This window comes from Cumulibacter manganitolerans (assembly GCF_009602465.1).
Classification (GTDB): Bacteria; Actinomycetota; Actinomycetes; order Mycobacteriales; family Antricoccaceae; genus Cumulibacter; species Cumulibacter manganitolerans.
The window spans coordinates 1-24,495 of the sequence record NZ_WBKP01000027.1; the positions used below are offsets into that span (position 1 = coordinate 1).

Annotated in this window: 18 protein-coding genes, 1 pseudogene and 1 riboswitch; of the genes and pseudogenes, 13 read left to right on the plus strand and 6 right to left on the minus strand. The window is 72.4% G+C overall.

Annotated features, from left to right (window positions below; all coding sequences use genetic code 11):
- The 6 genes and pseudogenes from F8A92_RS10970 to F8A92_RS10995 form a co-directional block, all read left to right on the plus strand.
- Positions 1 to 996: HAD-IC family P-type ATPase (locus F8A92_RS10970; RefSeq protein WP_153505204.1), on the plus strand; the 996-nt coding region annotated here is incomplete at its 5' end.
- The gene (locus F8A92_RS10975; RefSeq protein WP_153505205.1) at positions 993 to 3,533 is read left to right on the plus strand and encodes a cation-translocating P-type ATPase; all 2,541 of its coding nucleotides are present in this window, start codon (positions 993 to 995) and stop codon (positions 3,531 to 3,533) included. The genes F8A92_RS10970 and F8A92_RS10975, both read left to right, overlap by 4 nt.
- 111 nt (positions 3,534 to 3,644) lie before the next feature.
- Complete coding sequence (locus F8A92_RS10980; RefSeq protein ID WP_153505206.1) at positions 3,645 to 5,225, plus strand: ABC transporter substrate-binding protein; 1,581 nt, start codon at positions 3,645 to 3,647, stop codon at positions 5,223 to 5,225.
- Between the two features lie 31 nt (positions 5,226 to 5,256).
- The gene (locus F8A92_RS10985) at positions 5,257 to 6,345 is read left to right on the plus strand and encodes a branched-chain amino acid aminotransferase (protein ID WP_153505207.1); all 1,089 of its coding nucleotides are present in this window, start codon (positions 5,257 to 5,259) and stop codon (positions 6,343 to 6,345) included.
- Between the two features lie 50 nt (positions 6,346 to 6,395).
- On the plus strand, positions 6,396 to 7,808 hold the full coding sequence (locus F8A92_RS10990) for an amidase (RefSeq protein ID WP_153505208.1): 1,413 nt from the start codon (positions 6,396 to 6,398) through the stop codon (positions 7,806 to 7,808).
- A gap of 65 nt (positions 7,809 to 7,873) precedes the next feature.
- Positions 7,874 to 8,110, plus strand: a pseudogene (locus tag F8A92_RS10995) (transglutaminase-like domain-containing protein); the annotation flags it as partial.
- Positions 8,111 to 8,180: 70 nt separating this feature from the next.
- Here the strand turns inward: F8A92_RS10995 and F8A92_RS11000 are convergent.
- On the minus strand, positions 8,181 to 8,384 hold the full coding sequence (locus tag F8A92_RS11000) for a cold-shock protein (RefSeq protein WP_153505209.1): 204 nt from the start codon (positions 8,382 to 8,384) through the stop codon (positions 8,181 to 8,183).
- 229 nt (positions 8,385 to 8,613) lie between these two features.
- Positions 8,614 to 8,731, plus strand: a riboswitch (SAM riboswitch).
- A gap of 45 nt (positions 8,732 to 8,776) precedes the next feature.
- Between F8A92_RS11000 and F8A92_RS11005 the strand changes: the two genes are divergently transcribed.
- The 5 genes from F8A92_RS11005 to F8A92_RS11025 all read left to right on the plus strand — a co-directional run bounded on the left by F8A92_RS11005 (position 8,777) and on the right by F8A92_RS11025 (position 14,618).
- A complete protein-coding gene (locus tag F8A92_RS11005) occupies positions 8,777 to 10,096 on the plus strand; it encodes a bifunctional o-acetylhomoserine/o-acetylserine sulfhydrylase (RefSeq protein ID WP_153505210.1) in 1,320 nt (439 codons plus the stop codon).
- Positions 10,097 to 10,191: 95 nt separating this feature from the next.
- On the plus strand, positions 10,192 to 10,734 hold the full coding sequence (locus F8A92_RS11010) for a hypothetical protein (protein WP_153505211.1): 543 nt from the start codon (positions 10,192 to 10,194) through the stop codon (positions 10,732 to 10,734).
- Positions 10,735 to 10,753: 19 nt separating this feature from the next.
- Positions 10,754 to 12,259 (plus strand): flotillin family protein, encoded by a 1,506-nt coding sequence (locus F8A92_RS11015; RefSeq protein ID WP_153505212.1) that lies wholly within the window; start codon positions 10,754 to 10,756, stop codon positions 12,257 to 12,259.
- A gap of 119 nt (positions 12,260 to 12,378) precedes the next feature.
- Entirely contained in the window at positions 12,379 to 12,831 is a 453-nt protein-coding gene (locus F8A92_RS11020) for a MarR family winged helix-turn-helix transcriptional regulator (protein ID WP_153505213.1), read from the plus strand.
- 65 nt (positions 12,832 to 12,896) lie between these two features.
- Complete coding sequence (locus F8A92_RS11025; RefSeq protein ID WP_153505214.1) at positions 12,897 to 14,618, plus strand: DHA2 family efflux MFS transporter permease subunit; 1,722 nt, start codon at positions 12,897 to 12,899, stop codon at positions 14,616 to 14,618.
- Between the two features lie 88 nt (positions 14,619 to 14,706).
- Here the strand turns inward: F8A92_RS11025 and F8A92_RS11030 are convergent, their stop codons facing one another.
- The 5 genes from F8A92_RS11030 to F8A92_RS11050 form a co-directional block, all read right to left on the minus strand.
- Positions 14,707 to 15,675: a PDDEXK family nuclease gene (locus F8A92_RS11030; RefSeq protein ID WP_153505215.1), complete on the minus strand. Its 969-nt coding sequence runs from the start codon at positions 15,673 to 15,675 to the stop codon at positions 14,707 to 14,709.
- Between the two features lie 177 nt (positions 15,676 to 15,852).
- A complete protein-coding gene (locus F8A92_RS11035; RefSeq protein WP_153505216.1) occupies positions 15,853 to 16,710 on the minus strand; it encodes an ABC transporter permease in 858 nt (285 codons plus the stop codon).
- Positions 16,707 to 19,490: an alpha/beta fold hydrolase gene (locus F8A92_RS11040; protein ID WP_153505217.1), complete on the minus strand. Its 2,784-nt coding sequence runs from the start codon at positions 19,488 to 19,490 to the stop codon at positions 16,707 to 16,709. Before F8A92_RS11040 ends, F8A92_RS11035 begins: the two co-directional genes overlap by 4 nt.
- Positions 19,491 to 19,578: 88 nt before the next feature.
- Positions 19,579 to 20,232 (minus strand): FMN reductase, encoded by a 654-nt coding sequence (locus tag F8A92_RS11045; RefSeq protein ID WP_153505218.1) that lies wholly within the window; start codon positions 20,230 to 20,232, stop codon positions 19,579 to 19,581.
- Positions 20,232 to 21,368, minus strand: coding sequence for an LLM class flavin-dependent oxidoreductase (locus tag F8A92_RS11050; RefSeq protein WP_153505219.1), 1,137 nt, complete (start codon positions 21,366 to 21,368; stop codon positions 20,232 to 20,234). Before F8A92_RS11050 ends, F8A92_RS11045 begins: the two co-directional genes overlap by 1 nt.
- A gap of 154 nt (positions 21,369 to 21,522) precedes the next feature.
- On the opposite strand from F8A92_RS11050, the gene F8A92_RS11055 reads away from it, so the two are divergent.
- Positions 21,523 to 22,062 (plus strand): NADPH-dependent FMN reductase, encoded by a 540-nt coding sequence (locus F8A92_RS11055; protein WP_153505220.1) that lies wholly within the window; start codon positions 21,523 to 21,525, stop codon positions 22,060 to 22,062.
- Between the two features lie 39 nt (positions 22,063 to 22,101).
- On the plus strand, positions 22,102 to 24,495 hold the full coding sequence (locus tag F8A92_RS11060) for an AAA family ATPase (protein ID WP_228389378.1): 2,394 nt from the start codon (positions 22,102 to 22,104) through the stop codon (positions 24,493 to 24,495).

Sequence of the window (24,495 nt, forward strand, 5' to 3'; positions counted from 1 at the left end):
GCCGTCCTGGACGGCCGGCGGCTGCCGGCGGACGACGCCACCCTCGCCGCGCAGCTGGACTGCCCCGACGGCGCGGTCGTCGCCCGGGTGTCGCCGGAGGGCAAGCTGCGCATCGCGCGGGCGCTGCGCTCGCGCGGCCACGTCGTCGCGATGACCGGCGACGGCGTCAACGACGCCCCCGCCCTGCGCGAGGCGGACGTGGGCGTGGCCATGGGCGCGTCCGGCAGCGACGTCGCCCGCGAGAGCGCGGACCTCGTGCTGCTGGACGACCACTTCGCCACCATCGTCGCCGCCATCGAGCTCGGCCGGGCGACCTTCCAGAACGTGCGCCGCTTCCTGACCTACCACCTGACCGACAACGTCGCCGAGCTGGCGCCGTTCGCCGCCTGGGCGCTGACCGGCGGCGCGTACCCGCTCGCGCTGAGCGTGCTGCAGGTGCTCGCGCTGGACATCGGCACCGACATGCTGCCGGCGCTCGCGCTCGGCGCCGAGCCGCCCCGACGTACCGTGCTCACCGCCCACCGGGGCCGCGCCCTCGTCGACCGGGCGCTGCTCGCGCGCGCGTTCGCGGTGCTCGGCCCGACCGAGGCGGTGCTGTCGCTGACCGCCTTCACCGCCGTCCTGGTCGCCGGCGGCTGGCGCTGGGGACGCACGCCGGACGCGGCGCTGCTCGCGGCCGCCTCCGGAGCCGCCTTCGCCGGCATCGCGATCGGCCAGATGGTCAACGCGTTCGCCTGCCGCAGCACCACGCTGCCGGTGTGGCGGCTGCGACCGACCGGCAACCCGCTGGTGCTCGCGGCGGTCGGCGCCGAGGTCGTGCTGCTGCTGGCCTTCCTCGGCATCGGGCCGCTCGCCGAGCTCCTGGGCGGCAGCTGGCCGCCGCTGCTCGGCTGGCTGCTGGCCGCCGCCACCGGCCCGGCGGTGGCCCTCGTCGACGGGCTGGTGAAGGGGCTGCGCCCGGTACGCCGGGCACCGGCAAGGCCACCGGCACCATGACCCGCCAGACCCACGACGGGCTCAGCACCGCCGAGGCGCGACGACGGCTCGCCGACGTCGGGCCCAACGAGGTGCGCAGCCGGGGGCGCCTCTCGACGACGTCGAGCGTCCTGAGCCAGCTGCGCGACCCGCTGATCCTGGTGCTGCTGGGCGCCCTGCTGCTCACCCTGCTCACCGGCGAGCTGACCGAGGCGATCGTGATCGCGCTCGTCGTGGTCGTGAACACGACGGTGGGCGTGGCCCAGGAGATCAAGGCCGACCGGGCCATCACGGCGCTTGCCGCGCTCAGCGCGCCCACGGTGCGGGTCCGCCGGGACGGCGCCGAGCACGCAGTGCTCTCCACGCAGCTGGTGCCCGGCGACGTCGTGGTGCTCGGCGAGGGCGACATCGTGCCGGCCGACTGCGCCGTGCTGGACGCCGCTGCCCTGCTGGTCGACGAGGCGGCGCTGACCGGCGAGTCGGTCCCCGTCGGCAAGGCCCCGGCGGGCGCGACGCGCGACGCCGACCCGCGGCTGCTGGCCGGCACCGTCGTGGTCAAGGGCCGCTGCGTCGCCCTGGTCGAGGCGACCGGCGGCACCAGCGCCCTCGGGCGGATCGCGGCCCTGCTGGACACCCGCGCCCAGATGACGCCGCTGCAGCAGCGGCTGGCCCGGCTGGGGCGCGCCCTCGCGCTCGGCGCGGTGGTCAGCTGCCTGCTCGTCCTGGTACTGGGGCTGGCGCGCGGGCAGGCGCTGGAGGAGATGCTGCTGACCGCGATCGGTCTCGCCGTCGCGGCGGTACCGGAATCGCTGCCCGCGGTCGTCACGCTCAGCCTCGCCCAGGGTGCCCGGCGGATGGCGGCCCGGAACGCCGTCGTGCGCCATCTGCCGGCCGTCGAGACCCTCGGGTCGGTCTCCGTGCTGGCCACCGACAAGACCGGCACGCTGACCGAGGGCGCGATGGCGGTGGAGGCGCTGTGGACGCCGCAGCGGTCGGTGCGGGTCGCGGCCGACGGCGGCTTCGTGTCCGCGGACGGGCATCGGCTGCGCGACGTCCCGCCGGACCTGCGCGACCTGCTGGCCGCCGGGGCGCTCTGCAACGACGCGCGGCTGGCCGGCACCGGCGGCCCGGGCGGGGTCGGCGACCCCACCGAGGTCGCCCTGCTCGTCGTCGCCGCGCGCGCCGGCCTCGGGCGGGAGGACCTCGAGACGCGCACCCCACGGCTCGCCGAGCGCCCCTTCGACAGCGTCGCGCAGTCGATGACCACCGCCCACCAGCGCGGCGGCGACCCCGACGTCCTGGTGGTGACCAAAGGCTCGGTCGAGGCGCTGCGCGCCCGGGCCGGCGACGACCGGGACGGCCGGTGGGCCGAGGCCGAGCGGCAGGCGGCGCAGCTCGCCGCCCGCGGCCTGCGGGTGCTCGCCCTGACCTCCGGGACGGCGCCGGCCGACGCCTGGGCAGACGCCGCGCAGCGGCTGCTGGGCCTGGTCGCGATGGCCGACCCGGCCAAGCCCAACGCGCGCAGCGTCATCATGCAGTGCCGAGCCGCGGGCATCGCGCCGGTGCTGATCACCGGTGACCACCCGGCCACCGCGCGGGCCATCGCCCTGCAGGTCGGCGTCCTGGACGCCGCCGCCGCCGACGATCCGGACGCCGTCGTCACCGGCGCGCAGCTGCAGGCCGACCCCGCGCTGGACCGCACGGCCGCCCGCGTGTTCGCCCGCGCCACCCCGGAGCAGAAGCTCGACATCGTCGAGGCGTGGCAGCGCCGCGGCGCGGTCGTGGCGATGACCGGCGACGGCGTGAACGACGGCCCGGCGCTGCACCGCGCGCATATCGGCGTCGCGATGGGCGGGCGGGGTACCGAGGTGGCCCGGCAGGCCGCGGACCTGGTGCTCGCCGACGACGAGCTCGCCACGGTGGTGGCCGCGGTGGAGGAGGGCCGCCGGGTCTACCACAACATCCGCAGCTTCCTGGTCTTCGGGCTCTCCGGGGGCCTGGCGGAGATCCTGGTGATGCTCGCCGGCCCGTTCGTGGGTCTGCTGACCCCGCTGCTGGCGACGCAGATCCTGTGGGTCAACCTGCTCACCCACGGGCTGACCGGCGTCGCGATGGGCGCCGAGCCCGCGGAGCCGGACGTGTTGCGCCGGCCACCGCGCCCGCTCGGGCAGAGCGTGCTGGCCGGCGGTCTGTGGCGGCGCGCGACCGCCATGGGGCTGCTGATCGCCGCGCTGTGCCTCGGGCTCGGGATCTGGGGGCAGGCGACCGGCCGCCCGTGGCAGAGCATGCTGTTCCTGGCCCTCACCTGCCTGCAGCTGGGCACCGCCCTGGGGTTGCGGCCCCGCCCGTTCAGCTCGCTGAACCCGTGGCTGCCGCTGGCGGTGGCCGGCTCGCTGGCGCTGGCGCTCGCCGGCGTCTACGCGCCCGCGCTGCAGGACCTGCTGCGCACCGTGCCGCTGCGTCCTGCCGACGCCCTGCTGGCGGCGGGGCTCGGGCTGCTCGCCTGGCCCGCCGTCCGCCTGCTCGGCGCCGCGACGAAGTGGCGGGGGTCACAATAATGTAACGAGTGCTCAGTCAATCGCCCGAGGCCGCGCTCAGTCGACATACTCCGATCAGGATTTCGACGACCGCCCGGCGGTTCGCGCCGGCCTCGCCACGAAGGAGCACCAATGAAGAGGTCCCTGCGGATGACGTCCGGCATGCTCGCCGTCGGCCTGCTGCTCGCCGGGTGCGGCGACGCGCCCAACAAGTCGAAGGCGGCGGACGACAGCAAGTACCCGAGCAACATCAAGCTCGCGAAGGACTTCGACGCGAACGGGCACTTCTCCTGGGCGTACACCGCGTTCGCGTCCAGCTGGGATCCGACCAAGAGCGTCACCGGCGGCGACATCAGCTTCTTCGAGCCGGTCTACGACCGGCTGCTGCAGGAGGACGACGAGGGCAAGATCGTCTCGATGCTCGCGGAGGAGTTCACGCCGTCCGCCGACAACAAGACGCTGACGCTGAAGCTGAAGAAGGGCCTGTCGTTCTCCGACGGCACGCCGTTCAACGCCGAGGCGGTCAAGTTCAACCTCGACCGCTCCCGCGCGGCGACCAGCCGGATCTCCGGCGAGGTCTACCAGATCCAGTCCATCGACGTGGTCGACGAGTACACCGTCAACCTCAACCTCTCCGGCGGCCTGGGCTCGCTGGTCAGCGGTCTCGCCGGCCGCGCCGGCATGATGGTCTCGCCGGCCGCCGCGCAGGCCGGGCAGCTGGAGTCCAAGCCGGTCGGCGTGGGCCCGTACACCGCCACCGCGATCGACCCCGGCAACAAGGTCGAGTACGCCAAGACCCCGAACTACTGGGATCCCGACGCCCAGCACGTCGCCACCCGCACGTACTACTACATGCCCGACGACCAGACGCGCTTCAACGCGCTGCAGTCCGGCGAGGTCGACGGCGCGGCCATCAACGCCGACATGCTGGACACGGTGTCCGCGGCCCACAAGAACGTCGTCACCGAGCCCAGCACGATCTATATCTACTTCATGGTCAACGCGGGCGTGAAGCCGTTCGACGACCCCGAGGTGCGCAAGGCGCTCAACATGGCGATCGACCGCAAGGCGATCTCCCAGGGTCTGTACGACGGGTACTGCGTGCCGCAGATCCAGCCGTTCCCCAAGAGCAGCCCCGGCTACAGCAAGAAGATCGGCGACGGGCTCGACATCTTCCCCTATGACCCGAAGGCCGCCAAGAAGATCCTCGAGAGCAAGGGCGTCACCAAGCTCGACGTGACGACCGCCGCCCCGAACGTCACGATCTACACCAAGTTCGCGGAGGTGCTGCAGAACCAGCTCGCCCAGGTCGGCATCAACCTCCAGATCCACTCGCTGCCGCCGGTGCCGCAGGTCCAGGAGTTCGCCATCGACAAGGTCACCCCCACGTTCTCGTCGGTCTACACCGGCATCAACGACCCCGATGCGATCATGAGCCGCTACCTCGCGCCCAAGGCACTGTTCAACCCCGGCGGCGCGCAGTACCCGGAGCTCGTCCAGTACGGCGCCGAGGGCGCCGCGCCGCTCGACCCGGCCAAGCGGGCCCCGGCGTACGAGAAGTTCATGGACGCGTGGGTGAAGAGCCCTCCGCACATGATCCCGGTCTGCATGACCTACCTCGCGGCCGGCTTCCAGGACGGCGTGTCCGGCGTCCGCCAGATGCCCAGCGGACGCACCAACCTGCGCGAGGTCGCGGTGCCGAAGAAGAAGTAGCCGCCTTGCCCCAGGTCCTAGGATCGAAGGCATGCTGAGCTTTCCGACCACCCGCAGCGACCACGCAGTACCCGACGCGCGGCGGGCGGAGATCCTGGCCGCCCCCGGCTTCGGCGTGCACTTCACCGATCACATGGCCGCGGCGACCTGGACGCCCGACGGCGGCTGGCGGGACGACGCGGTGCGCGCGCTGGAACCGTTCGTGCTGCACCCCGCCGCCGCCGTGCTGCACTATGCGCAGGAGATCTTCGAGGGCCTGAAGGCCTACCGCCGCGACGACGGATCGATCTGGCTGTTCCGGCCGGAGATGAACGCGGCGCGCTTCCAGCGCTCGGCGGCCCGCCTGTGCCTGCCGGCCATGGAGGCCGACGACTTCCTGCGGGCGGTCGAGGAGCTGGTGCGGGCGGACGCCGCCTGGGTGCCCACCGTGCACACCGAGGAGTCGCTCTACCTGCGCCCGTACATGGTGGCCGTCGAGCCGTTCCTCGGCGTCCGGCCGGCCCACGAGATCGCCTTCCGGGTGATCGCCTCACCGGCCGAGGCGTACTTCAAGAAGCAGGCCGGCGACGCGCCCGGCGTGCGGCTGTGGATCAGCGCGCAGTACACGCGGGCGGCGCGCGGCGGTACCGGCGCGGCGAAGTGCGGCGGCAACTACGCCGCGAGCCTGGCCGCCCAGGTGGAGGCCGCCGAGCACGGCTGCGACCAGGTGCTTTACCTCGATCCGGACGGCTCCTCACTGGAGGAGTCCGGGACGATGAACATCTGCCTGGTGACCGCGGACGGCGAGCTGATCACTCCGGGGCTGGGCACGATCCTCGAGGGGGTCACCCGCGACAGCGTGCTCGCGCTCGCCGCCGAGCACGGCCTGACGCCGATCGAGCGCACCGTCGGGCTGCGCGAGCTGATCGACGGCGCCCGCTCCGGGGCGATCACCGAGGTCTTCGCGTGCGGCACCGCGGCGGTCATCACGCCGATCGTGCACTTCGCCAGCGACACCGACTCGGCGGACATCGCCGGCGGGCAGGTCGGCGAGAAGACGATGGCGATGCGCCAGCACCTGCTCGACATCCAGCTCGGGCGCGCCGCCGACCCGCACGGCTGGTGCCGCCAGGTCTGCTAGCTCGGGGTGGCAGGTTGCGCCGGCGGCCCGTCGGCGGCAGGGTTGGCCGCATGACCGACCTCGTTCAGCTGACGGCCACCGAGCTTTCCGCGGCATACGCCTCGGGTGAGCTCTCGCCCGTGGAGGCGACCCGAGCCGTGCTCGAGCGCGCGCACGCCGTCGACGACCACATCAACGCGTTCACCACGCTCCTCGACGACGCCGCTCTCGAGCAGGCCGGTCGCGCCGAGCAGCGCTGGCGCGCCGGTGCCCCCTTGAGCCGCATCGACGGCGTCCCGACGTCCATCAAGGACAACGTGCCGATGGCCGCGCTGCCGTGCCGCAAGGGATCGGCCACCACCGACGCCGGGCCGGCCCCGGAGAACGGTCCGGCCGTCGACCGTCTACTGGAGGCGGGAGCGGTGCTGTTCGGCCGGACGACGCTGCCGGACAACGCGTGCAAGGGCGTCACCGACAGCCCGCTGACCGGCGTCACCCGCAACCCGTGGAACCTCGAGCGCACGCCGGGCGGCTCGAGCGGGGGCGCGGCCGCCGCGCTCGCCGCCTGGGCGGGGCCGCTCGCGCTCGGCTCGGACGGCGCCGGCTCGATCCGCATCCCGTGCGCGTTCTCCGGCCTGGCCGGCATCAAGCAGACCTACGGGCGCGTTGCGGCGTTGCCGGGCAGTCCGTTCGAGGGCATGTCGCACCAGGGCCCGATGGCCCGCTGCGTCGCGGACGTCGGCCTGCTGCTGACCGCGATCGCGCACCCCGACCCGCGCGACGGCACCAGCTGGCCCGGGCCGCCGGTGTACGACCCCACGGCCGACGTCGACGGGCTCGCGGGCGTGCGCATCGCCTTCACGCCGGACTTCGGCCTGCCGGTGCCGATCGAGCCGGGGGTCGCCCGCAGCGTCGCCGCCGCCGCCGACGTGCTGCGCTCGCTCGGCGCGGACGTCGTCGAGGACTGCCCGGACCTCTCCGGGGTCGCGGGCGCGCTGTCCGTGCTGTGGCACGGCGGCCTCGCGAAGGTCTACCAGTCGGTGCCGGAGGACCGTCGCGGCCTCTTCGACCCGGCGCTGGTCGAGATGGCCCGGCGGGGGGAGACGCTGTCCGCCGCGCAGCTGGTGGCGGCGTCCACCTTCAAGGCAGAGCTCGGATCGGCGATGGGCCGCTTCCACCAGGGCTACGACCTGCTCGTGGGCCCCACCCTGCCGCTGGTCGCCTTCGAGGCCGGGGTCCTCGCGCCGCCGGCGTACGCCGCCGAGGACTGGATGTCCTGGAGCCCTTACGTCGCGGCGTTCAACATGACCCAGCAGCCCGCGGCCTCGATCCCCTGCGGACTCAGCGACGGGCTGCCGGTCGGTCTGCAGATCGTCGGCCGGCGCAACGACGACGCCCTCGTGCTGCGCGCGGCGGCGGCCTTCGAGCGCGCCGCCGGCGGGTTCGCCGAGCTGTCGGAGAATGGGACGCGGCTCGCCGTCTGAGGCGGCCCGGAAGGATCGCATGAAACGCACGGAGCAGGTGTACCTCCGGCCCAGCCGGTACAGCGAGTGGACGTGCTGTTCCACGTCGCGCAGTCCGAGTTCGGCAGCGCCAGGGGGTGTGCCGCGACTTCGCGCACCTCGTCATCGCCCTGCTGCGGGGGATGTCGGTCCCCGCACGGCTGGCCGCGGTCTACGCGCCGGGGCTGGACCCGATGGACTTCCATGCCGTCGCCGAGGCGTTCGTCGACGGCCAGTGGTGGCTGCCCGTCGAGGACCGCACCGCCCTGATCCCGCTGCTCTGACCCGGACCGCCGAAGGGCCCGCACCGAGACTCGGTGCGGGCCCTTCGGGCAGATCAGAGGGTGATGCGGGTCAGCCGACGATGCGGACCTGGTCGGCCTGCGGGCCCTTGTCGCTCTGGGTGACCTCGAACTCGACGCGCTGGCCCTCGTCGAGGGCGCGGTAGCCGTCCATGACGATCGCCGAGTGGTGGACGAAGACGTCCTGGCCGCCGTCGACAGCGATGAAGCCGAAGCCCTTTTCGGCGTTGAACCACTTCACGGTTCCCTGTGCCACGTGCACTCCTGATGTGATGCTGGGTTCAGGCCCCACGGTTGCCGGGCCCGGGTCTTGCTCCCCGCACACACACTGCAGGTGCTGAACGACGACCGGCGCTCACGTTACCGGGAGCGCGCTGGCCGGTGCGATTGACAACGGGTAACAAAACCACAACGTCATCGGGACCTTCCGGCGAACGACGCCCCGGCTGCCGGGCCCCGATCCGGTGTCGTATAAATTTGAACCAGGTCACGAGATCCAGCGACAAGCCCCGGCTGGCTGGACGGCAACCCTCCACCTGCGGTGGGGTGCTCCGGGTGAGGACCGGGCAGGCGATCAGGTCCGATCGCCTGCAAGCGCGGGTTCTTTCGGCATCGAAGGACCCCTGACCTCCACGGGAGAGAACTGTCATGAGCACCGCCCCTGAGAACTGGTCGTTCGAGACCAAGCAGATCCACGCCGGCCAGACCGCCGACGAGGTGACCGGCTCGCGCGCGCTGCCGATCTACCAGACGACGTCGTTCGTGTTCAAGGACGCCGAGCAGGCCGCGGCCCGCTTCGCCCTCAGCGACCTCGGCCCCATCTACACCCGCATCACCAACCCCACCCAGGAGGCGGTCGAGGGACGGATCGCCGCCCTGGAGGGCGGCGTGGGCGCGCTGCTGCTCGCCTCCGGGCAGTCGGCGGAGACGCTGGCGATCATCAACGTCGCCGAGGCCGGCGACCACGTCGTCGCCTCGCCGTCGCTGTACGGCGGCACCTACAACCTGCTCAAGCACACGCTGCGCAAGCTCGGCATCGAGACGACCTTCGTCACCGACCCGACCGATCCGCAGTCCTGGAAGGACGCCGTCCGCGACAACACCAAGCTGTTCTTCGGCGAGACCATCGCCAACCCGTCCGGCCAGATCCTCGACATCGAGGCGATCGCCGCCGTCGCGCACGACGCCGGCGTCCCGCTCATCGTCGACAACACGATCGCCACGCCGTACGTACTCAACCCGCTCTCGCACGGCGCCGACGTCGTCATCCACTCCGCGACGAAGTACCTCGGTGGCCATGGGACGTCGATCGCCGGCGTGATCGTAGACGGCGGCAGCTTCGACTTCGCGCAGCACCCGGAGCGCTTCCCGAACTACAACCAGCCCGACCCGTCGTACAACGGGCTGACCTACGCCAAGGACCTCGGCGTCGGCTCGGCGTTCGGGGCGAACCTGTCGTTCATCCTCAAGGCCCGCGTGCAGCTGCTGCGCGACCTGGGGCCGGCGATCTCGCCGTTCAACGCGTTCCTCGTCTCGCAGGGCATCGAGACCCTCAGCCTGCGGATGGACCGGCACCTGGAGAACACCCGCAAGGTCGCGGAGTTCCTGCAGGGGCACCCGCAGGTCGAGAAGGTCATCTGGTCCTCGCTCGAGGGCTCGCCGTACTACGACCTCGCGCAGAAGTACACGCCCAAGGGCGCCGGCGCGGTGCTGTCCTTCGAGATCGCCGGCGGCAAGGAGGCGGGCGCGAGGTTCGTCGACGCGCTGACGCTGCACAGCCACGTCGCCAACATCGGCGACGTGCGCTCGCTGGTCATCCACCCGGCCACCACGACGCACAGCCAGCTCTCCGGTGACGACCTCACCGCGGCCGGTGTCACGCCCGGCCTCGTGCGGCTGGCCGTCGGCATCGAGGGCATCGAGGACATCCTCGCCGACCTCGAGACCGGCTTCGAGGCCGCCAGGTAGCCACCGTCCCGCACGTCCCGCGACCGCCGCGCATCGCCTTCCTCGGGTGCGCGGCGGTTCGCTATTCTGTTAAGACTTCGTGAGAGGAAGCAGACGTGGACCCGGTGACGCTGGGCTTCTTGACGGCCGGCGCGCTCGGCGCAGGCCTGCTGCTGCTGGCCCTGGTCGTCGGCGACCTCCTGCACCTCGGCGGCCTGGACGCCGACGGGCCCTTCTCGTTCCCGGCCGTCGCCGCGTTCATCGGCGGTGTCGGCTTCGCCGGAGCGGCCGCGAGCGCCCTGCTGCCGATCCCCGGTGACGCGGTCCGCGCGGTGCTCAGCGCCGGCATCGGCCTGCTGGGCGCGCTCCCGCTGGCCTGGTTCGCCGTCCGGCTGTCCCGGGGGCTGATGAACATGCGCACCGACCGCACCCTCTCCGACGACGACGTCGCCGGGGCGCTCGGCGTCGTCATCACGCGCATCCCGGCGACCGGGTACGGCGAGGTGCGGGTGCGGCTCGCCGGCCAGGACCTGAAGTACTCCGCCCGCAGCGACGTCGCCCTGGAACGCGGCGCCCAGATCCTCGTCGTACGAGCGCTCTCCTCGACCGCCGTCGAGGTCGTCGGCCTCGACGAGCACCCGCTACCCCCACCCGACTAGCCCCCCAAGGAGCTCACCCATGTCGCCAGTCCTCATCGCCGTCGCCGGCGGTGTCGTGCTCATCATCCTGCTGGTGCTGCTGGTGCTCTCCCGCATCAAGGTCGCCGGTCCGAACCAGGCGTTCCTGGTGACCGGGCGGCGCGGGCGCGCGGTCACCGGGGCCGACGGCAGCATCAGCACCGACATGTCCGGACAGAAGGTGGTCATGGGCGCGTCGGTGTTCGTGCTGCCGATCGTGCAGAAGCTGCACTCGATCGACCTCTCCAGCCGGCGCATCCCGGTCGGCATCCGGGGCGCGGTCTCCAAGCAGGGCGTCAAGTGCGACCTCGAGGGCGTGGCGATCGTGAAGGTCGGCGGCAACGAGAGCGCCATCCGCGCCGCCGCGCAGCGCTTCCTCAACCAGCAGGACGGCATCGAGATCTTCACCTCCGAGGTGCTGGCCGGCGCGTTGCGCTCGATCGTCGGGCGGCTGACGATCGAGGAGATCATCCGCGACCGCGCGGCGTTCGCCTCGGCGGTCGCCGAGGAGGCCGAGGCGTCGCTGACCGGCCAGGGTCTGGTGCTGGACACCTTCCAGCTGCAGGACATCCAGGCCGAGGGCACCTACCTGGCCGACCTCGGCCGGCCGGAGGCGGCCCGGGTGATCAAGGAGGCGGCGATCGCCGAGGCCCGGGCCCGGCAGGCCGCCGAGCAGGAGCAGCTGCTCGCCGCCGAGGCGATCGCGGTCGCCAACCGGCAGCTCGAGCTCAAGCGCGCCGAGATCAGCGCGCAGATCGACGCGGCCAAGGCCGAGGCGGCGTCCGCCGGCCCCCTCGCCCAGGCCGCGCAGGACCAGCGCATCCTCACCGAGAAGGAGAAGGTGGCCGAGCGCACCGCCGCGCTCACCGAGCGCCAGCTCGACACCGAGGTGCGCAAGCCCGCCGACGCCGAGCGGTACCGCGTCGAGCAGCAGGCCGAGGCGAACAAGAACGCCGCGATCGCCAAGGCCGAGGCGGACCGGCAGTCCACCATCGCCGCCGCGATGGCGCAGGCCGAGCAGGCCCGGCTCTCCGGCGAGGGCGAGCAGGCGCGGCGTACCGCGCTGGCGAACGCCGAGGCCATCGAGGGCGCCAAGCGCGGCGAGGCGGAGAAGCTGCGCCGTGCGGCCATCGCCCAGGCCGTCGAGGCCGAGGGCCGCGCGGAGGCCAGCGCCATCCTCGCCAAGGGGCAGGCGGAGGCCGAGGCGATGGACAAGCGCGCCTCGGCGTTCGCGACGTACGGCGAGGCGGCGATCCTCGATCTGCTGGTGAAGGTGCTGCCCGAGGTCGTCGCGCAGGCGAGCGCGCCGATGGCGGGCGTGGAGAAGATGACGGTGATCAGCGCGGACGGCGCCGGCGCGCTGTCGAAGTCGGTCGCCTCCAATGTGGCCGCGGGCATCCAGCTCTCGAAGGACCTCACCGGCGTCGACCTCGCCCGCCTGCTGGGCCGGCTGTCCGGCGACGTGAAGGAGGACGGCGACGAGGGGCAGCGGATCGAGCTCTCCTGACGCGCGGTTCTCAGCCGCCGCTCAGCGGCGTACGGCGGTCGTGATGATGATTGCTAGGTCACACCAATTCGTCGGTATTTTGCTTGCATCGTGCATCTATCGAGGCGTTTACTGATCGCGTGAGCACGGACGACCAGATGGACAAGATCATGGCGTCGCTGTTCTCCGTCGTCCGGGCGGTGAACCACGGCGCACAGACGATGGGGCTCGACAAGAGCGCCATCGTCGCGATGTACGTCATCCGTCAGCTCACCACCGCGCGCTCGTCGGCGGTCGCCGGCGCGTGCGCTCTCGATCAGTCCACGATCAGCCGTCACCTGCGGTCCCTCGAGGAGCGCGGCCTCGTGGAACGCTCCCCCGACCCGGCCGACCGGCGCGCGCAGCTGCTGTCGTTGACCGACGACGGCGAGCAGCTGCTGGCCGATCAGGACGCCCTGCGCCGGGAACGGCTCGAGGCGGCCCTCGCCGACTGGAGCGACGACGATCGCGACCGACTGGACACCGTGCTGAGCCGGCTCGCCGACTCGCTCGTGGTCGCGAACGCCCGCCGCATGGCCGGCTTCGGTCCCTGACCGACGCCGGGTCCGCCGACTCGTCTCGCCCGCTTCATCATCCACTAGCTTCCAGGAGCGCATCCGTGTCTTCCACGACCTCCGACGCGACCGCCGGGTCCGTCGACGCCCGCAGCGGCGAGCTGCCGCACAAGGAGATCATGGCGATCATGTTCGGCCTGCTGGCCGGCATGTTCCTCGCCGCTCTCGACCAGACCATCGTCTCGACCGCGCTGAAGACGATCGCCGGGGAGTTCCGGGCGTTCGACGAGATCCCCTGGGTCGTCACGTCGTACATGCTGTTCGCAACGGCGTCCACCCCTCTGTACGGGAAGATCTCCGACCTGCTCGGCCGGCGTCCGGTCTTCCTGTTCTCGATCGGCGTCTTCCTCGTCGGCTCGGTGCTCGCCGGGCTGAGCCAGAGCATGACGCAGCTGATCATCTTCCGCGGCGTCCAAGGCCTCGGCGCCGGCGGTCTGATGCCGCTGGCGTTCACCATCATCAGCGACATCGTGCCCCCGCGGCAGCGCGGCAAGTACCAGGGCTACTTCGGCGCGGTATTCGGGCTGTCCTCGGTCGTCGGCCCGCTGCTCGGCGGCTGGTTCACTGACTCGATCGACTGGCGCTGGTGCTTCTGGATCAACATCCCGGTCGGCATCGTCGCGATCTACCTCGTCGTCAAGCACTTCCACATCCCGCACATCAAGCGGAAGGTCAAGATCGACTACTTCGGCGCCGCGCTGCTGGTCCTCGCCGTCTCGACGCTGCTGCTCGCGCTCGAGTTCGGCAACACCGACGGCTGGACCTCGGGCAAGATCATCAGCTACTTCGTCGTCGCCGCGGTCGCCACGGTCGTCTTCGTGTGGTGGGAGTCGCGGGTCGACGAGCCGATCCTGCCGCTGTCGATCTTCCGCAACGGGGTCATCTCCACGACCACCGCAGTGGGCTTCGTCGTCGGCTTCGGCATGTTCGGCGCGATCATCTACGTCTCGCAGTACCTGCAGATCATCCAGGGCCTGAGCGCCACCGAGGCCGGTCTGGCGATCATCCCGATGGTGGCCGGCATCATGAGCGCCTCGATCATCTCCGGCCAGCTGATCAGCAAGCTCGGCAAGTACAAGGTGTTCATCCTCGCCGGCACCCTCGTGCTGACGGCGGCGATGTTCCTGCTGGGCACCGTCGACCGCGACACCTCGATGTGGATCTTCAGCCTCTACATGCTCGTGCTGGGCATCGGTCTCGGCCTGTGCATGCAGAACCTGGTGCTCGCCGGGCAGAACGGCGCGTCGGTCGAGCAGCTCGGCGTGGTGACCTCCACGCAGACGTTCATCCGGCAGCTCGGCGGCACGATCGGCATCGCGATCTTCGGATCGATCCTCAACGGGCAGTTCATCAAGTCGATCAAGGAGCCGCTGGCCTCGGCCAAGCCGGACATCGAGGCGCTGCGCGCCCAGGCCCAGCAGCTCGTGGACGCGGCGTCGTCCGGCCAGCTGCCGCCGGGGGTCACCGAGGCCCAGGTCGGCGCCGCGAAGCAGCTGCTCGCGATGCCCGACCTCACGCCGCAGCTGCTGCAGAAGATGCTCGCCGACTCGGCGGCCGTCAAGCAGATCGGCCAGCTGAGCAAGCCGCTGCAGAACGGCATCTACGACTCGTTCGTCGACGCGATGCAGATGGTCTACCACTTCGCGCTGCCGATCATGGTCGTCGGCTTCCTGATCGCGCTGCTGATCAAGCAGCTGCCGATGCGCTCCGGCTCGGCGCACGCCGAGCGGATGAAGGCGGCGCAGGCCGAGTCGATGGCCGGCTAGCTGCTGCGCCGCCCTACCCAGGCGGACGAAAGCGGGCTTTGGCGGCGAGAGCGGGGAAACTTCCCCGCTCTCGCCCTCGAAGCCCGCTTCAGCTTTCGGCCCGCAGCCGGGCCACCACAGCGGCCGGGTCGGCGAGGTCGGCCCACACGAACCGCAGGACGCGCCAGCCGAGCCGTCGGAGGGCGTCCTCGCGCTGCTTCTCCGCGAACAACGGGTTCCCCGCGGCGTGCTTCACGGTGCGGTCGCCGTCCATCGGCCCCTGGTACTTCACCTTGCCGTCGAACTCCACCACGACCGGCGCGCCCACGACCCTGAAGTCGCAGCGCGCGACGAACTTCCCGGTCGCATCGTGGACGACGTGCTGCGGCTCCAGGTCGATCTCGTGGCGGACGGCGATGAGCCGCAGCAACGACTCCCCCGGCGACTCCGAGCGGCCGTCCATCAGCTCGACGGCCCGCATCGGACGTCCCCCATGGCGGATCAGGCCGAGCAGCTGCGCCCCGGCGACCAGCGCCTCGCGATCGACGATCCCAGAGCGCAACGCGGCATCGCCGGAGACGACGGCGGCCTCGATCCCACTCTCCACAGCGACCTGCGCGATCGCGACCGCTTCGTGCACCCGGCGTACGCCTCTGTCGACGTGCGCCACGAAGTCGACCCGCGACCGGCTGAACCGAACGCCGGGCGTGGTGAGGGAGTCCCCGCGGTTGCGGCGGAGCATCCGGACGGTCGACAGGTCCACGCCGTACGTCGGGAGACCCGCGACGATCAGCGCGGAGTGGTGGCTGATCACGGCCCGTTCGCCGTACGCGTGCGACAGCGCAACCGCGCGCTCGGCGTGGCGGCCCACCTCGTCGTCCGGCACCGGTCCGGTGCCGAAGATGCCGCGCCAGATCGGTCGCAGCTCACCGTCGGCATGCCACCGGCCGATGTCGTCCGGCGAGTAGCCGGCGGCCAGGATCTCCCGCCGGATCAGCACGCCGTCGCGAACCGCGGCCAAGGACGTGAGGCTCGAAGGCAGCACCATGACCCCGAGGATGCCGCCGACCCGGGACATCCGGGCTCCGACGGCGGGGTGGCTGTGCAGATCTCGTCGCCTGTGGACAGGCGCGCGGCCAGACGCCGAGCGGGGTTGGTCGGCAGAAGCGGGGAAGCTTCCCCGCTTTCGGCGGCGAAGCCCGCTTTCGGGGGCGGCGGTCCGGCAGCCGGGTGCTGGGCCGCTTTCGGCTTCGGGCTAGGAGGTGACGTCCTTGCGGCGGAACTGCCAGAAGGCCAGGGCGGTGAGGACGGCGGCGTACGCGAGCGACCAGCCGATGCCGCTGGCCATGTCGGCGGTGTCCGGCGGGTCGCCGAGCATGCCGATCCACGCGAAGTTGTACGACGTGGGCAGCGCGTTGCGCAGGTTCCCCAGGGCGTCGATCTGCCCGAGGATCGAGGAGACGATCACGATGAAGACCGTGCCGCCGACCGCGGCGAGCGGCGCGTCGGTGCGCACCGAGAGGTAGAACGCCAGCGAGCCGACCATCAGCAGGTTCACGATGAGGTAGCCGACGATCGCCGCCAGCCGCCACCACATGTCGCCGGTGGCGATCTCGATGCCGACCGGTGTGGAGACCGGCTTCCAGCCGTACGCGATCCAGCCGGCCAGCAGGGCGAGGCCGACGAGGGCGAGGATCGCGGCGACGGAAAGCATCAGGGCCACGACGAGCTTGCGGCGCAGCAGCACCATGCGCGGGACCGGAGCGGCCAGCAGATACCGCAGGCTCCCCCACTGCGCCTCCGACGCCACCGTGTCACCGAAGAACAGCGCGAACACCACGACGAGGAAGAAGCCGGTGGTCACGAAGAACACGAACAGCACGAAGTTGAACGCGCTGCTCGTGGCGACGTCGATGAGGTTGACCCGCCCGTCGGGGCCGCTGTTCTGGGCGTCGCCCAGCGCGAACGCGCCGATGAGGATCAGCGGCAGCACCCCCATGAAGGCGAAGACGGCGAGGGTACGCCGGCGGCTGAGCTGCCGGCGCAGCTCCACCCGGTAGGGCAGGGTGCGCCCGGCCCGGTAGCCGTGCGCGGTGACGGTCTCGGCGCTCATGCCCCTCCTCCGACCAGTGCCAGGAAGGCGTCCTCGAGATGGCGCCGTGGCACGACCTGCTCGACGGCGACGCCGGCGGCGACGAGTGCGCCGACGACCTCGCTCGGCCGCGCGTCGGTGAGCTCGACGGCCAGCCGGGTGCCCTTCGCCTCGGTCACCCGGACGCCGGGCAGGTCCGCGATCACCGCGGCCGCGCGGACGCCGTCGTCGACGTCGAGGTCGATCTCCCCGCCGACGCCGACGACCTCGGCGACGGTGCCGCCGGCGATCACCTCGCCGGTGTTGATGACCACCACGTGCGAGCAGGTCTGCTCCACCTCGGCGAGCTGGTGGCTGGAGACGAGCACCGAGCGGCCGTCCACGGCGTACGACTGCAGCACCTTGCGCATCTCGGCGATCTGCGGCGGGTCCAGCCCGTTCGTCGGCTCGTCCAGGATGAGCAGCTCCGGCAGGCCGAGCATCGCCTGCGCGATGGCCACCCGCTGGCGCATGCCTTGGGAGTAGGTGCGCACCTTGCGGTCCACGGCCGCGCCCAGACCGGCGATCTCGAGCACCTCGTCGAACCGCGCGTCGGACTCCGGCCGCCCGGTCGCCGCCCAGTACAGCCGCAGGTTGTCGCGCCCGCTCAGGTGCGGCATGAGGCCGACCCCCTCGACGAAGCACCCCAGCCGGCTCAGCACGGGCGCGCCCGGCCGGACCCGGTGCCCGAACACCCGCAGCTCGCCGTCGGTGGGGTGGATCAGGCCCATGAGCATCCGCAGCGTGGTCGTCTTGCCTGCGCCGTTCGGCCCGAGCAGCCCGACGACCTGCTCACGCTCGACCCGGAAGGACACGTCGCGGACGGCGACGAACCCGTCGTGGTACGCCTTGCGCAGCCCGGTGACGACGAGCGGGACGTCGTCGAGCTCGGGATCGTGGTCGACCGCCTCGGCCTTGCGGCTGCGGGCCCGGACGATGAGCCAGCCGAGCAGCCCGATCGCCGCGGCGGCGGCGATGCCGACGACGACCTTCGTCCAGACCGAGTCCGCGACGGACAGCGCCCGGGTCGCGACGGTCGGGTACTGCAGGCCCGTGCCGGCCAGCCGAACGGAGAACGCCTGCTGGCCGAGCGGCGTGCTGTACGCCCGGTCGGTCGAGGCGAGGGCGACGACGACCCGGTGCCCGGTCTCGAAGCGGTGCGCGATCGCCGGGAGGGTGACGGGGACGGTGACGCTGCCTTCGTTGGGCGGGACGACGACCGGGGCGACCTGTCCGCCGGGCAGCGCGGGCAGGCCCGATCCGCCGGCGTCGTACACCTTCGCGAACACCGCCCCGCCGGCCGGCAGCCCGCTGATGGTGACGTCGATCGTGGGGCTGCCGACGATGCTCAGCGGCGCCTCGAGCGCGGCGGAGGTGAAGTACGCGGCCTGCCCGGGCGGGTCGAAGGCGACGCCGAGCGCGCCCAGGCCGGGCAGCGACGACAGCGATCCGGGAGTGCCGCCGGGGGGACGCACGACCGTCTGTGCAGGCCCGACCAGGGCCAGGTCGCGCCGGTCGGCGGTCGCGGGGTACGCGTCGGCGACCTCCGTGCGGGCGGTCGGCCGGCCGCTGCCGGCCCGGGTGGTGAGGCCGGTCTGCTGGGCGAGCTCGAAGTCGGCGGGGGGCTTGCTGCCGCTACCGGCGAGGTAGTAGTCGAACCAGTCTCCGGTGAGCTGGCGGACCCGCGCGAGCTCGGCGTCCGACGACGCCACGCCGCCGCTGTCGTGCCCGCCGCCGGTCCACACCACGCGCACCGTGGTGCCCGCCGCGCGGAGCTGGTCGGCGGTGGCGTCGGCCTCGCTCAACGGGAACAGCGAGTCGTTCTGGCCCTGCACGAGCATCGTGGGCGCCGTGATCTTGCCGGCCACGGAGTACGGCGAGGACGCGTCGAGCAGCGCGACGCCTTGCGCGTCGAGCGTGCCGGACTCCGCGCCGGCCGCGTAGACGGCGCAGATGTCGGCGGCGAACCGCCCGCAGACCGGGTCCGCCTCGGCCGCCGCGCCGTCCGTGGGCCGCGGACCACCGGCCGCGCCACCGGGCGCGCCGTCGCCGGCCCCCGTCAGCAGGCTGGTCAGGCTGGTGCCCTTGCCGAACCCGAAGAAGGTGCCCGCCCACTCGCGCTTGAACACCCCGGGCGCCGGATCGGCGCCGCCGTCGAGGGCCGGACCGGCCAGGCCCTGCGGGCTGCCGGCCGCGTTCGGGAAGAACACCCGCGACAACCGGTTCCAGGTGATCATCGGGACGATCGCGTCGACCCGCTGGTCGTGTCCCGCCGCGAGCAGCGCGAGCGCCCCGCCGTACGACGCTCCGGTGATCCCGACCCGCGGGTCGCCGGGCCCGTCGGACCGGACGTCGTCCCGGGTCGCGAGGTAGTCGATGAGGTGCTGGGCGTCGGCGACCTCGGCGTCCGGCGCGTCCAGGGAGATCCGGCCGGTGCTCGCGCCGAACCCGCGCGCGCTGTAGGTCAGGACGACGAACCCGCGCTGCGCGAGATCGATCGCGTCGGAGCGCACCGAGTCCTTCGTCCCGCCGAAGCCGTGCGCGACGATGACCGCCGGCGCCGGGTCGGCAGACGTGGCGGAGTCCGGGACGAACAGCGTCACGTCGAGCTTGACCGGCTCGGCGGTGGCACTGTCGAGCCGCATCGACTCCTCGCGGTACGACGGCGCTCCGGCGACCTGCCGCCATACGACGAAGCCCGCGACGACCAGGACGACGGCGACGAGCCCGACCAGCCGCCTGCCCTTGAGCCATCTCGCCACGGTGCTGCCGCCGTTCGTCGGGGATCTCGTCCAAGGGTCAACTTACGCCGGGCCTGCGGAGTTCCGGCCGGACGGCGGCGGCGGCCGATCAGCCCGCGTGGCCGCGCAGCAGCTCGGCGAAATCGGTGACCTCGCCGAGGGTGTTGCCGGACTGCCGCGGCCGGGCCGCGGTCGGCGCGAACCCTTCGACAGCGCCGGTCTCGGCGACGACGAGCGCGGCGAGCTCCCCGGCCGCGCGGACGATCCGCGCGGAGAGATCCGAGCCGCCGTCCGCGCCGAAGTCGTCGGTGGCCGCGAACACCCCGGTGGGCACCACGACCGCGCGCAGGTAGCTCAGCAGCGGCCGCAGGGCGTGGTCGAGCACCAGCGAGTGCCGCGGGGTGCCGGCGGTGGCGGCGATGATCGTCGGCATGCCGTTGATGGAGTCGACGTCCAGCAGGTCGAAGAACATCTTCAGCAGCCCGTTGTAGCTGGCGGTGAACACCGGCGTGACGACGATCAGGCCGTCGGCGGCGCTCACCCGGTCCCGGGCCTCGGCGACCCGGCCGGTCGGCATTCCGCCGGTGATCATCGACTGGGCGAGGTCGACGGCGAGCTCGCGCAGCTCGATCACCTCGACGTCGACCGCCTCGCCGCGCGCCGTGACCGCAGCGGTCACGGCGTCGGCGATGCGGTCGGTCAGCAGCCGGGTGGACGACGGCTGGGAGAGGCCGGCCGTCACCGCCACGATCGTGCGGGGCATCAGACCGTCTCCTCCACCTTCTGGTGCGCGGCCGCGCTGATCACCTTGCGGTGGTCGGAGTCCGCGCCCTCGGCGCGCAGCGACTCGTGGGTGGGCGGGTCGCTCGGGACGTGCGCCGGACGACGCCGCTCGAACTCGGCGCGCAGCGTCGGCACGACCTCCGTGCCCAGCATCTCGATCTGCTCGAGCACCATCTCCAGCGGCAGGCCGGCGTGGTCCATCAGGAACAGCTGGCGCTGGTAGTCGCCGGCGTAGTCGGCGAAGGACAGCGTGCGCTCGATGACCTGCTCCGGCGTGCCGACCGTCAGCGGCGTCTGGCGGGTGAACGACTCCAGAGAGGGGCCGTAGCCGTAGACCGGCGCGACGTCGAAGTACGGCCGGAAGAGCCGCTTGGCCTCGGCCTCGGTCGAGGCCATGAACGCCTGGCCGCCGAGCCCGACGATGGCCTGGTCGGCCGCGCCGTGCCCGTGGTGCTCGAAGCGCCGCCGGTAGAGGTCGATCATCTGCCTGGTGTGCTCGGCGTTCCAGAAGATGTTGTTGTGGAAGAAGCCGTCACCGTAGAAGGCGGCCTGCTCGGCGATCTCCGGCGTGCGGATCGAGCCGTGCCAGACGAACGGCGGGACGTCGTCCAGGGGCCGCGGCGTCGCGGTGAACCCGTGCAGCGGCGTGCGGAACTCGCCCTCCCAGTCCACGACGCGCTCGCGCCACAGCCGGCGCAGCAGGTGGTAGTTCTCCACCGCCATCGGGACGCCCTTGCGGATGTCCTTGCCGAACCACGGGTAGACCGGGCCGGTGTTCCCGCGCCCCATCATCAGGTCGACGCGGCCGCCGGAGAGATGCTGCAGGAAGGCGTAGTCCTCGGCCAGCTTCACCGGGTCGTTCGTGGTGATGAGGGTCGTCGCCGTGCTGAGTCGCAGGCGCTCGGTCTTCGCCGCGATGTACGCCAGGTGGGTCGTCGGCGAGGACGGCACGAACGGCGGGTTGTGGTGCTCGCCGGTCGCGAACACGTCGAGCCCGACCTCCTCCGCCTTCAGGGCGATCTGGGTGATGGCCGCGATGCGCTCGCCCTCGCTGGGGGTCCGCCCGGTCGTCGGGTCGCGGGTTACGTCGCCGACGCTGAAGATGCCGAACTGCATGTCCACTCCTTTGGTTGAATGTTCAACATATTAGTCAATGCGCGAAAGGCGCCGAACATTCCCGACCGCTGCCGGGTAACGATCGCCACACGCACGCCGGCGCAGATGCGCGCATAATGGTTGAGTTTTAAACGATCGATCCTCTGGAGCCCCCGTGAACGTTCTCGTCCTCGTCGGAAGCCTGCGCGAAGAGTCCACCAACCGCCGCCTCGCCGAGACTGTGGGCAGCCACCTGCCGGAGGGCGTCGCCGCGACCGTCTACGGCTCGCTGGACGCGCTGCCGTTCTACTCCGAGGACGTCGACGGCGACGCGGCGCCCACCACCGTCACCGAGTTCCGGGCCGCCGTCTCCGGCGCCGACGCGCTCGTCGTGGTCACCCCCGAGTACAACGGCACGATGTCCGGCGTCATCAAGAACGCGATCGACTGGGCCTCCCGGCCGTTCGGCGCCGGGGCGATCGCCGGCAAGCCGGTCGCCGTGCTCGCCGCCAGCGGATCCGCCCGCGGCGCTCAGTGGGCCCGCGAGGACGCCGTGAAGGTCCTGCGGATCGCCGGCGCCGCCCCGCTGGAGCGCACCTTCGGCCTCGGCGCCGCGCATTCCGCCTTCACCGACGCCGGCCTCGCAAACGACGCGATCGCCGCCGAGCTGCGCGCCCTGCTGGGCGAGCTGCACCGCGAGCTGGTCTCGGCCTAGCCACGGCGGCGGCCCGCCCGGAGCCCTAAAGTCATGGGCGTGGCCGACCAGACTCTCACCCTCACCGCCCGCCTGACCGCAGCCGTGCTGGACGCCCGGCGCGGCATCGTCCGGATGCACCGCGACGTCATGGCCGCGCTCGACCTGGCGCCGTGGGATCCGGTGCTGCTCGAGGGCAGCCGCGCCACCGGCGCGATCGTCGCCGAGGGCGGCCCCGACGTCCCGCCCGGCATCCTGCTGTGCGACGACCTCGCCCTGGGCAACGCCGGCCTGCAGGACGGCACCGCGATCCGGGTCAGCAAGCTGCCGCTGGTCGAGGCCCGCTCGGTCGAGCTGATCGGCAGCGAGAACGTCACCCGCATCATCTCCCCCGACCTGCTGCGGCGCGCCCTGCTGGGCAAGATGGTGACGACCGGCGACGACATCTCCCTGCTGCCGCTGGACGGTGCCGCGCACGAGGGCACCGACGGCGGCGACCTCGCCTCCGCGCGCCGCCGCCTGCAGGTTGCGATGGGCATGCAGTGGACGACCACCCTGGTCGAGGTCGCCGACACCGGCAGCCCGACGCCGGTGCTGGTGACCGGTGCGACGACCGTCGCCTGGCGAGGCGGCGCGGCCGCCCCCGGCTGGCAGCACAGCGCCACCACACCTCCGACGTCGCGCACCCCGCAGCCGCACAGCGACCTGTTCGCGGTGACGCCCGCGCCGGCCCGGCCGATGCCGCCCACCACCGCCGACCGGATGCTCGGCGGCGGCCAGGCGACCACGACCAAGCCTCCCGAGGCGCCGTCCGCGACGAAGCCCGCCGCCCAGGCGCTCACCAGCCAGAGCGCGCAGCCCGCCCGCGACGTCGCCGCGCACGCGACGCCGACCCTCGACGAGCTGCCGGGGTTCAAGGCGCAGGCCGACTCGCTCACCGAGTGGTTCGACCTGGGGTTCCATCACCGCGACGTCCTCGATCTGCTCGGCAGCCGCGCGCAGCTCGGCGTGCTGGTGAGCGGTCCTCCGGGGGTCGGCAAGGCGACGCTGGTCCGCGCCGTCGCCGCGCACGTCGGCGCGGGGGTCGTCGAGCTGTCGGCGCCGACGATCGCCGCCATCGAGGCGGCCGCGGCCGCCGACACGCTGCGTGCGGCGGTCGCGCAGGCCGAGAGCCAGGCACCCACGATCCTGCTGGTGCAGGACGTCGAGGCGCTGGCGCCCCGGGAGGACGCCGACCCGATCTCGCGGACCTTCATCGACCTGATCGCCAAGACCGTCGAGGCCGGCTCGGTGGCGGTGGTGTGCACCACGGCGCGGCCGGAGGAGGTCTCCACCGAGCTGTCCCGCCCAGGCCTCCTGGACCACCAGCTCAGCCTCCCGTTGCCGGACCGGCCGACCCGCAAGGCGATCCTGGAGGCGATCCTGCGGCCGGTGCCGCTGGCCGAGGACGTCAGCCTCGACGACATCGCCGGCCGCACGCCGGGGTTCGTGGCCGCCGACCTGCTCGCGCTGCGCCGGGAGGCGTCGGTGCGCGCGGCGCTGCGCCAGAAGGGCGCCGACAAGCCGACGCTCGGGCAGGGCGACCTGCTCGGCGCACTCGACGTCGTCCGGCCGACGGCGATGGCCGACTCGACCCTCGAGGTCGCGCGAGTCACCCTCGACGACGTCGGCGACATGGCCGAGACCAAGAAGGCGCTCACCGAGGCGGTGCTGTGGCCACTGCAGTACCCCGACACCTACCAGCGGCTCGGCATCAGCCCGCCGCGCGGCGTCCTGCTCTACGGGCCACCCGGCTGCGGCAAGACGTTCCTCGTCAAGGCGATCGCCGGCTCCGGGCAGACCAACGTGATGAGCGTGAAGGGCGCCGAGCTGCTCAACAAGTGGGTCGGTGAGTCCGAGCGGGCCGTCCGCGAGCTGTTCCGCCGCGCCCGGCAGGCCGCGCCGACGCTGATCTTCATGGACGAGGTCGACGCGCTCGCCCCGCCGCGCGGCCAGGGCACCGACGGCGGCACCACCGACCGCGTCGTCGCCTCGCTGCTCACCGAGCTCGACGGTGTCGAGGCGCTCAACAACGTGTTCGTCATCGGCGCCACCAACCGGCCCGACCTGGTCGACCCGGCGATGCTGCGCCCCGGTCGCCTCGACAAGATGATCTACGTCCCGCCGCCGGACGCCGAGGCGCGGGCGGCCATCCTCAAGGCCTCCGCGCGGCACACGCCGGTCACCGCCGGCGTCGACTTCGACGCGCTGGCGCAGCGCCTCGACGGGTACTCCTCGGCCGACTGCGCCGCGCTGGTCCGCGAGGCCGCGCTGGTGGCGATGCGCCGCGACCTGGACGCGCCGAAGGTGACGAAGGCCGACTTCGAGCAGGCCACCAAGAACGTCAAGGCCTCCCTGGATCCCGAGCAGGTGGCGTGGCTCGAGCGGTTCGCCGACCAGCGGGAGCTGACCTAG